Genomic DNA, 8074 nt, shown 5'->3' on the forward strand with positions numbered 1-8074 from the left:
GCCAATGAGGAAAACCTTCCTCCGCTGCGCAAGCGCGCACGGTGGGCGCAAAATCCGGCGCAGGTTGCCTAATTGAATTCGTTGGGTGTGCGGTTTTCTTGACTATTCCAGTTCCTTCCCTAAGGCCAGAACATCCAATAGCGCCAATTCCTTGCGAAGAACAACAATAATACTTGCCAGAAGAACAAGCGAAAAAACAATGATTTCAGAGTTAATATTACTGAAGCTTGCCACCAGTGTATTTAATAAACTGTCATATTCATTGGGATCCATCACTCTGGTTAGGGTTGTCTGGATACTGCCCAAAAAAGATGTCAGCACCGTGCCAACCAAAAGCACATACAGCACATTATGCTTTGTCTTTTTAAATATCCAGCTGTAGATTATGGTAGCTGCGATTCCCATCAGCACCACATCCACTGCGAAAGATAAATTAGCATTGGAGGCCACGAGACTGGCAGAGCCGAGAAAGAACACTACCGCCGTATGAATCAAGGTATAAAGCGAGTTCATGCCGAGCAGACATGGTGTGACAATGGTATTATTGATGATAGACTGAAATACAATGGATGCTCCACCGATAGAAAATGCTGTAATCAGCATGGCAATCAGTTTAGGCGTACGAATTTTCAAGGCATAGGCCAGCAGCTTAGGGTTTGAAAAATTTACCTCTACCAGCATATATCCAGCCGCACACAGCATTACAAGAATAGCCAACATCAAAAGCTTTCGTTGATTAGCGCGGACTGCAAGAGTACTCATTGTTCTGCCCCTCCCTTCAGACAAGGCATGGCAGCGCAGCCGCTTGTTCTGGCTCCGCCCAACCGAATTGCTTTCCGGCCATATTTGATCCGATAGAATAGCAGCGCAATAAAGATAAGACTGCCCAGAACGCCCACGATAAGCTCGATAGGCAGCTCGTAGGGAAAGATGACAACACGGCCAATCATATCGCATACCAGCACAAAAATGGCACCAAACAGTGCAGTATCGACCAAGGTACCGCGAATTTTGTCACCCTTATACATCGCAACCACATTGGGCACTATGAGTCCGACGTATGAGATAGCCCCAACCACCACAACAATGCTAGCGGTGATCATGGCAGCAATAGTCAGCCCTGCAAAAAGAACCAAATTGTAGGACACGCCCAGATTTTGAGAAAAGTCCTTGCCCATGCCCACGATGTTAAAGTGATTGGCAAATAGAAATGCCAGCACAACCATAGGAACGGTCAGCCAGACAATTTCGTATCGCCCTTTCAGCACCAGAGAAAAATGTCCGACCAGCCAAGAAGACAATGCTTGCGTCATCTCATATTTGTAGGCCAAATACGTTGTCATTCCGCCGATAACATTACCGAACATGATGCCTACCAGCGGAACCATTACCACGTCTTTAAACTGAAGGCGCTGAATAAACCACACGAATATCCATGTTCCTAAAACGGCTGCGGCAAAGGCAAAAAACGCCCGGGTCCACAAGGTGGAAGTCGGCATGAAAAGCAGCGCCAACAAAATGCCAAACTGAGCCGAGGAAATTGTGGCACCGGTAGTCGGTGAAACAAACTTATTGCTGCATAACTGCTGCATGATCAATCCTGCTACGCTCATGCCCACGCCAGTACACAGGATGGCCAGCAACCGAGGCAATCTGGAAATCAGAAAGATTTCCCATAAGTTCAAATTTCCTGCCAGCAATGCTTGCGGATTCATCTCGATAACTCCAACAAACAGGGAGCAACAAGATAAAACGAGCAGCAACACGGCAAGCACAAAAGTGGATCGAAACTGTTTGATAAGATTTTCCCCTTTCATTTATCGCAAGTTAGCTTTCGCTAACCTACGACGAAAAATGATACGCAGTAGCGATCGGACTTACCATGCATCACACACTGCGCATCGTATATTTATTGTATCACACCGAGTTAGCTGTATGCAACTGTTAAAATAGCGAAACAATCCCTATAGATGGAATATGAATTTGTCACTGTTATATATCATTCTATCTGTGTCCATCTGTACGCTTGATAAGACGACACATACTTCACGGCCTCGGCCAGTATGGACTGGTTATGCAGTGCGGCACGAACAATCGATGACAGCCCGAGAGTCATTGATGCTGTCGACCACGGTATGCCGCCTTCTGCGCCTACCTATCGTCATATTTCATCGCATACGTCCATTACCGCAATGCATCCTTCATAGATTTTACATACGCCCCGATAAACTTTGGCGTATCTTTACCATGCATTTCGAGCAGTTTTATAATCGCAGAACCGACAATCGCGCCGTCAGAAAGCTCCGCCATTTTCTTTGCTTGCTCTGGCGTAGAAATACCAAACCCAATCGCACATGGGATATCCGTATTCTCTCTTACCACCTTGACAATTGAAGAAAGGTCCGTCTTGATTTCGCTTCTCATCCCCGTCACACCAAGGCTGGAAACGATATACAGAAAGCCTTCCGCTTCTTTTGCAATCATAGCAATGCGGTTTTCTGATGTGGGTGCAATGAGTGACACCAAATCAACACCGTATTTTCGGCAAAATGGCAGGAATTCCTCTTTTTCCTCAAACGGCAAATCGGGCAAAATCAGTCCGTCGATCTCAATATCCTTACAGGTGGAAATGAACCGCTCCGCACCGTAAGAGAATACGACATTGGCGTAGGTCATAAATACCATCGGAATCTTTACATCACGACGCAGTTCTTTGACAAAGTCGAAAATTTTATCTGTGGTAATGCCGCCGCGCAAAGCACGAAGATTGGCCCCCTGTATGACCGGGCCTTCAGCGGTAGGATCGGAAAACGGGATGCCAAGCTCGATAAGGTCTGCGCCGTTCGCAACGGCAGCACGGACAGCAGCAGCGGTGGTTTCCAGATCAGGGTCGCCGCACGTAATAAACGCAATAAATGCCTTTCCGTTTTCAAATGCGCGTTTGATATTACTCATGGATATCCTCTCCTCTGTAACGGGCGATAGCGGCGCAATCCTTGTCGCCTCTGCCGGAAATGGTGATAACAATAATTTTGTCTTTATCCATTGTCGGGGCAATCTTTATCGCGTGTGCAACAGCGTGAGCCGATTCGATTGCCGGAATGATACCCTCGGTTTTTGCCAGATATTCAAAAGCATTTACTGCCTCATCATCTGTGACAGGAACATATTCAGCTCTGCCAATATCATGCAAATACGCATGTTCAGGACCAATACCGGGATAGTCCAAACCTGCGGAGATGGAATAAACGGGCGCAATCTGACCGTATTCATCCTGACAAAAATAGGACTTCATCCCATGGAAAATGCCGACTCGACCGGTGTTGACCGTTGCAGCCGTCTCGAAGGTATCAATTCCCCTGCCCGCCGCTTCACAACCGATCAGCCTGACATCTTTCTCCTCGATGAAATGATAGAAGCTGCCGATGGCATTGGATCCGCCACCTACACAGGCGATCACCGCATCAGGCAACCGACCTTCTTTTTGCAACATCTGTTCTTTGATCTCTTTGGAGATTACTGCCTGAAAATCACGAACGATTGTCGGAAACGGATGAGGTCCCATCACAGAGCCGAGGCAATAATGGGTATCGCTGATACGAGAAGTCCATTCACGCATCGCCTCAGATACAGCGTCTTTCAACGTAGCCGTGCCGGTTTTTACCGGGATGACCTCCGCTCCCAGCAATCGCATACGGTACACATTGAGCGCCTGACGGATGGTATCTTCTTCCCCCATGAAAACTATGCACTCCATCCCCATCAGAGCAGCGGCAGTTGCCGTAGCAACGCCATGCTGACCGGCGCCAGTTTCTGCAATCAGCCTTGTCTTGCCCATCTTTTTTGCAAGTAAGGCCTGACCAAGCACGTTATTTATTTTGTGTGCGCCGGTGTGGTTCAAATCCTCACGTTTGAGATATATTTTCGAACCGCCAAGGTCTTTTGTCATTTTCTCCGCAAAGTACAGTCTGGACGGTCTGCCTGCATATTCATTGAACAGTTCTGTAAGCTCCTGATTGAATGCAGGATCGTTTTTATAATGGTTATAGGCTTGTTCCAGTTCAAGCACAGCGTTCATCAGCGTTTCAGGAATATACTGTCCACCGTGAATACCGAAGCGTCCGTTCGGATTGGTCATGTTCTATCTTCCTTTCTGACGGCGGCCACAAACGCCGCCATTTTTGTTTTATCTTTTACTCCATCTGTTTCTATGCCCGAGCTGACATCCACCGCGAATGGGCGTAGTGTCCGGATGGCTGCACGCACATTACCGGATTCCAACCCTCCTGCAAGAAAATACGGTCTTTTAATGCTGTGTATCAGATTCCAATCAAATGCCGTCCCTGTGCCTGCACCGGAATCCAGAAGAACATAATCCGCAGTGCTTTGTTCTGCATGGACAATATCGCTTGCAGTTCTGATACGAAAGGCCTTTATAATCGACCGATCGGTATATTTACGCAGCTGCGCAATATGATCGTCGCTCTCATCGCCGTGCAATTGAGCAACGTCAATCAGGCCGTTGTTCAAGAAATCGGCAATCGTTTCGGGCTTTTCATTAACGAATACACCCACCGCTTTGATATCGGGAGCAAGCATTTGCCTCAGTTCCCTCGCTCTTTCGGGTTTCACATATCGCTTGCTTTTCGAAGCAAAAACAAATCCAACATACTGGGGTTTTAATGCATTGGCAGTCTCTATATCGCAAGGCTGAGCAAGACCGCAGAGCTTTATCGCTGTCATAAGGCACCTCGCAGTTCGGTGAGTTTTGCTTTTTTGTCTGTGGCTTTCATCAAGGTTTCCCCTATCAGCACGGCATCTGCACCGATATTTCGAAGTTTTTCTACATCCTCGGCACTGCTGACTCCGCTTTCAGAAACAAACAGCACATCTGCGGGTATCAGTTCCCGCAGTCTGCAGCTGTTATCGGTATCCACAGAAAAATCCTTGAGGTTGCGGTTGTTAACACCGATGAGTCGCGCTCCGGCATTTAATGCCATTTGCACCTCGCTTTCATCATGCACCTCCACCAGCGCAGAAAGGCCGAGTTCATCGCAAAGGCCGATATATCCTTTGATTTGCTTTTCACTCAGGATAGCACAGATGAGCAGTACGGCCGATGCACCGAGCATTTTAGCCTCATAAATCATATATTCATCCACCGTAAAGTCTTTACGCAGGCAGGGAACGGAAACGTTGTTTGTGATTTCCGTCAGGTATTTATCGCTGCCCAAAAACCATTTTGGCTCAGTCAGTACAGAAATACAATCTGCTCCCGCTTGTTCATACTCCTTCGCAATTTGCAGATATGGAAAATCATGCGCAATGAGTCCTTTGGAGGGAGATGCTTTTTTGCACTCGCAAATAAAAGATATGCCCGGTGTTTTCAACGCGTTTTCAAACGCAAAGTTTCCTTTTGGAAGCGAAAGAGCCTGCCGCCGGGTTTCTTCGAGCGGTATTTTGCTTTTCGCCTGCGCGGTACGCTGACAGGCATAGTCGGAAAGTCGGTCAAGAATCGTCATCCTTTCACCTCCGGGCGATTGCTTACTTCAATGAGTTTGTTGAGCGTTTCCAGCGCCTTGCCGGAATCAATGATTTCCGCGGCAAGCGCAATACCGTCTTGCATGCTATCCGCCTTCCCGCCAATGTAGAGCGCTGCCCCCGCATTCATCAGGACCGCATTTCTCATATGTCCCTTTTCGCCATGCAAGATGGCAAGTGTGATTTTTGCATTTTCCTTTGGCGTGCCGCCCCGTAAATCGTCTTTGGTGCAGCGTGCAAAACCGAAATCCTCCGGTGCGATAACAGAAGTCTTAAACCAGCCGTCTCTGATTTCGCATATGGTAGTCGGTGCACTCATAGAAATCTCGTCAAGTTTATCCTGACCGTACACCACCATACCTCGCTTGATTCCCAAATTGATTAACACCTGTGCGAGCGGCTCAACCAGGTAATCATCATACACACCGAGCAGCTGCATTGATGGAGTTCCCGGATTTGTCAGCGGCCCAAGAATGTTGAAAACGGTTCGAAATCCGAGTTCCTTGCGAATCGCACCCACATATTTCATCGATGTATGATATTTCTGTGCAAAGAAGAAGCACATACCAACCTCGTTAAGAAGTTCAATACATCTTGCGGGACTCTGCTGAATATTGACACCGAGCGCTTCCAAGCAGTCTGCTGTACCGCATTGAGAGGACGCTGCCCGGTTGCCATGCTTCGCAACTTTTATCCCTCCCGCTGCCGCAACAAGCGCAGAAGTGGTGGAAATATTAAAGCTATGCGCATTGTCTCCACCGGTACCAACAATTTCAAACAGTTCCATACCGGTTTCTACTCTGGTTGCATGCGCACGCATGGCCGCTGCACATCCTGCGATTTCATCTGTTGTCTCAGCTCTTGCGCTTTTAGTGGATAACGCGGCAAGAAACGCAGCGTTTTGCGTGGGCGAGGTTTCCCCGCTCATGATTTCATTCATAACGGTATATGCCTCATCGTAGGTGAGGTCTTCCTTGTTCACAATCTTCACGATTGCATCTTTAATCATGACTTATATCTCCTTTATGAAATTTCTAAGCATCTGTTTGCCGTTCGGCGTCATGATAGATTCCGGATGAAATTGCACGCCGTAGATGGGATATGTTTCATGCTGCACCGACATGATTTCACCATCGATGGTAGCAGCAGTGATTTTCAAACATGCCGGTATGGTGTCGGCATCTGCCGCAAGAGAGTGATAGCGGGCTACCGGAGCGGTTTCCGGACAGTCACCAAACAATGGACATTCCCTATTAAATCGGACGATAGACTGTTTTCCGTGCATCATTTTTTTGGCATAAGTAACGGTTGCGCCAAAAGCGGCGCATATCGCCTGATGGCCGAGGCAAACGCCGAGGATGGGAATCTCCTTTCCAAGCGTCTTTACCGCTTGGATCATCACGCCTGCATCCTCCGGCCTGCCCGGACCGGGAGAAAGGATAATACGGTCGGGGTGCAAAGCCCGGATTTCCTCTATCGTCATTTCATCGTTGCGGATAACCTTGATATTCGACTCAAGTTCTCCGATGAGTTGATACAGGTTATAGGAAAAGCTGTCGTAGTTATCTATTAAAAGAATCATAATTCCGCCTCCTGTGCAAGCTCCAGTGCTTTCAGTGAGGATTTTGCTTTGTTCAAACACTCCTCGAATTCCTTTTCGGGAACGGAATCCGCTACAATTCCGGCGCCGCTTCTCACAAAAACCTTGCCGTTTTTCTTATAGGCAATGCGGATGGCTATACAGGTGTCCATATTGCCGGTGAAATCGATATATCCGATGGCGCCGCCGTAGATGCCGCGCTTGTTGTTCTCCAGTTCTCCGATGAGCTGACAAGCCCGGATTTTCGGCGCACCGGAAAGCGTTCCTGCAGGCAGCACCGCTTCGATGGCATCGAGTGCATCTTTGTCTTCCCGAATCTGCCCGCGCACAGTAGATCCAATGTGCATAACGTGCGAGAAGCGCTCAATAGAATGCAGTTTTTCTACCTGAACCGTACCGAATTTGCTGATTCTCCCAAGATCATTTCGTCCCAAATCAACCAGCATATTGTGTTCGGCAAGCTCCTTTTCGTCTGCAAGCAACTCCGTTTCCATCGCTCTGTCTTCTGCATCGGTTTTCCCTCTGGGTCTTGTTCCCGCAAGCGGGAAGGTATGCAGCACGCCGTTTTCTAGTTTCACAAGCGTTTCGGGCGACGCGCCCGCGACCTCTACGTCCGTTCCCGAAAAATAGAACATATACGGCGAAGGGTTGATGGTGCGAAGCACACGGTAGGTATGGAGCAGGCTTCCCTCAAAGGGAGCGCTCAGTCGGTTGGAAAGCACAATTTGGAAGATATCCCCCTCTCGGATATGCTGCTTTGCCTTCTCTACCATGCCGCAGAACTGTTCTTTATCAAACAATGGTGTCACATCACCAAGCAGCTTGTGAAGTGACCCCCAAAAGTTAGACAATATTTGAAAGCAAAAATTGTTTAAGCAGCCGAAAGGGCTTGTTGTCTGTGAATTGCAGGCGGCAAGCCCTTTAGCTTTGCCT

8 protein-coding genes and 1 pseudogene are annotated in these 8074 nt (G+C 48.1%); all 9 read right to left on the minus strand.

Translation table 11 applies throughout. The features are described 5' to 3' along the window. Positions 1-102: 102 nt before the first annotated feature. Positions 103-762, minus strand: a complete 660-nt coding sequence (locus ACTQ34_RS16795) for an iron chelate uptake ABC transporter family permease subunit (protein WP_441364775.1) — start codon at positions 760-762, stop codon at positions 103-105. Continuing rightward, positions 759-1817 carry an ABC transporter permease gene (locus ACTQ34_RS16800; protein WP_441364776.1) on the minus strand — a complete coding sequence of 353 codons (1059 nt, stop codon included), beginning with the start codon at positions 1815-1817 and terminating at the stop codon, positions 759-761. Before ACTQ34_RS16800 ends, ACTQ34_RS16795 begins: the two co-directional genes overlap by 4 nt. Before the next feature lie 367 nt (positions 1818-2184). Further along, positions 2185-2955, minus strand: coding sequence for a tryptophan synthase subunit alpha (gene trpA, locus ACTQ34_RS16805; protein WP_441364777.1), 771 nt, complete (start codon positions 2953-2955; stop codon positions 2185-2187). Beyond that, positions 2948-4138: a tryptophan synthase subunit beta gene (trpB, locus tag ACTQ34_RS16810; RefSeq protein ID WP_441364778.1), complete on the minus strand. Its 1191-nt coding sequence runs from the start codon at positions 4136-4138 to the stop codon at positions 2948-2950. Before trpB ends, trpA begins: the two co-directional genes overlap by 8 nt. After that, on the minus strand, positions 4135-4743 hold the full coding sequence (locus ACTQ34_RS16815; protein WP_441364779.1) for a phosphoribosylanthranilate isomerase: 609 nt from the start codon (positions 4741-4743) through the stop codon (positions 4135-4137). The genes trpB and ACTQ34_RS16815 overlap by 4 nt, the downstream gene beginning before the upstream one ends. After that, on the minus strand, positions 4740-5522 hold the full coding sequence (gene trpC, locus ACTQ34_RS16820) for an indole-3-glycerol phosphate synthase TrpC (protein WP_441364780.1): 783 nt from the start codon (positions 5520-5522) through the stop codon (positions 4740-4742). The genes ACTQ34_RS16815 and trpC overlap by 4 nt, the downstream gene beginning before the upstream one ends. Beyond that, complete coding sequence (trpD, locus tag ACTQ34_RS16825) at positions 5519-6550, minus strand: anthranilate phosphoribosyltransferase (protein WP_441364781.1); 1032 nt, start codon at positions 6548-6550, stop codon at positions 5519-5521. The genes trpC and trpD overlap by 4 nt, the downstream gene beginning before the upstream one ends. A 3-nt stretch (positions 6551-6553) precedes the next feature. Then, positions 6554-7123 (minus strand): anthranilate synthase component II, encoded by a 570-nt coding sequence (locus tag ACTQ34_RS16830; RefSeq protein WP_441364782.1) that lies wholly within the window; start codon positions 7121-7123, stop codon positions 6554-6556. After that, positions 7120-7962: pseudogene (locus ACTQ34_RS16835) on the minus strand (anthranilate synthase component I family protein); the annotation flags it as partial. The pseudogene ACTQ34_RS16835 and the gene ACTQ34_RS16830, both read right to left, overlap by 4 nt. Positions 7963-8074 lie beyond the last annotated feature (112 nt).

The sequence above is a fragment of the Agathobaculum sp. LCP25S3_E8 genome (assembly GCF_052117165.1).
Classification (GTDB): Bacteria; Bacillota; Clostridia; order Oscillospirales; family Butyricicoccaceae; genus Agathobaculum.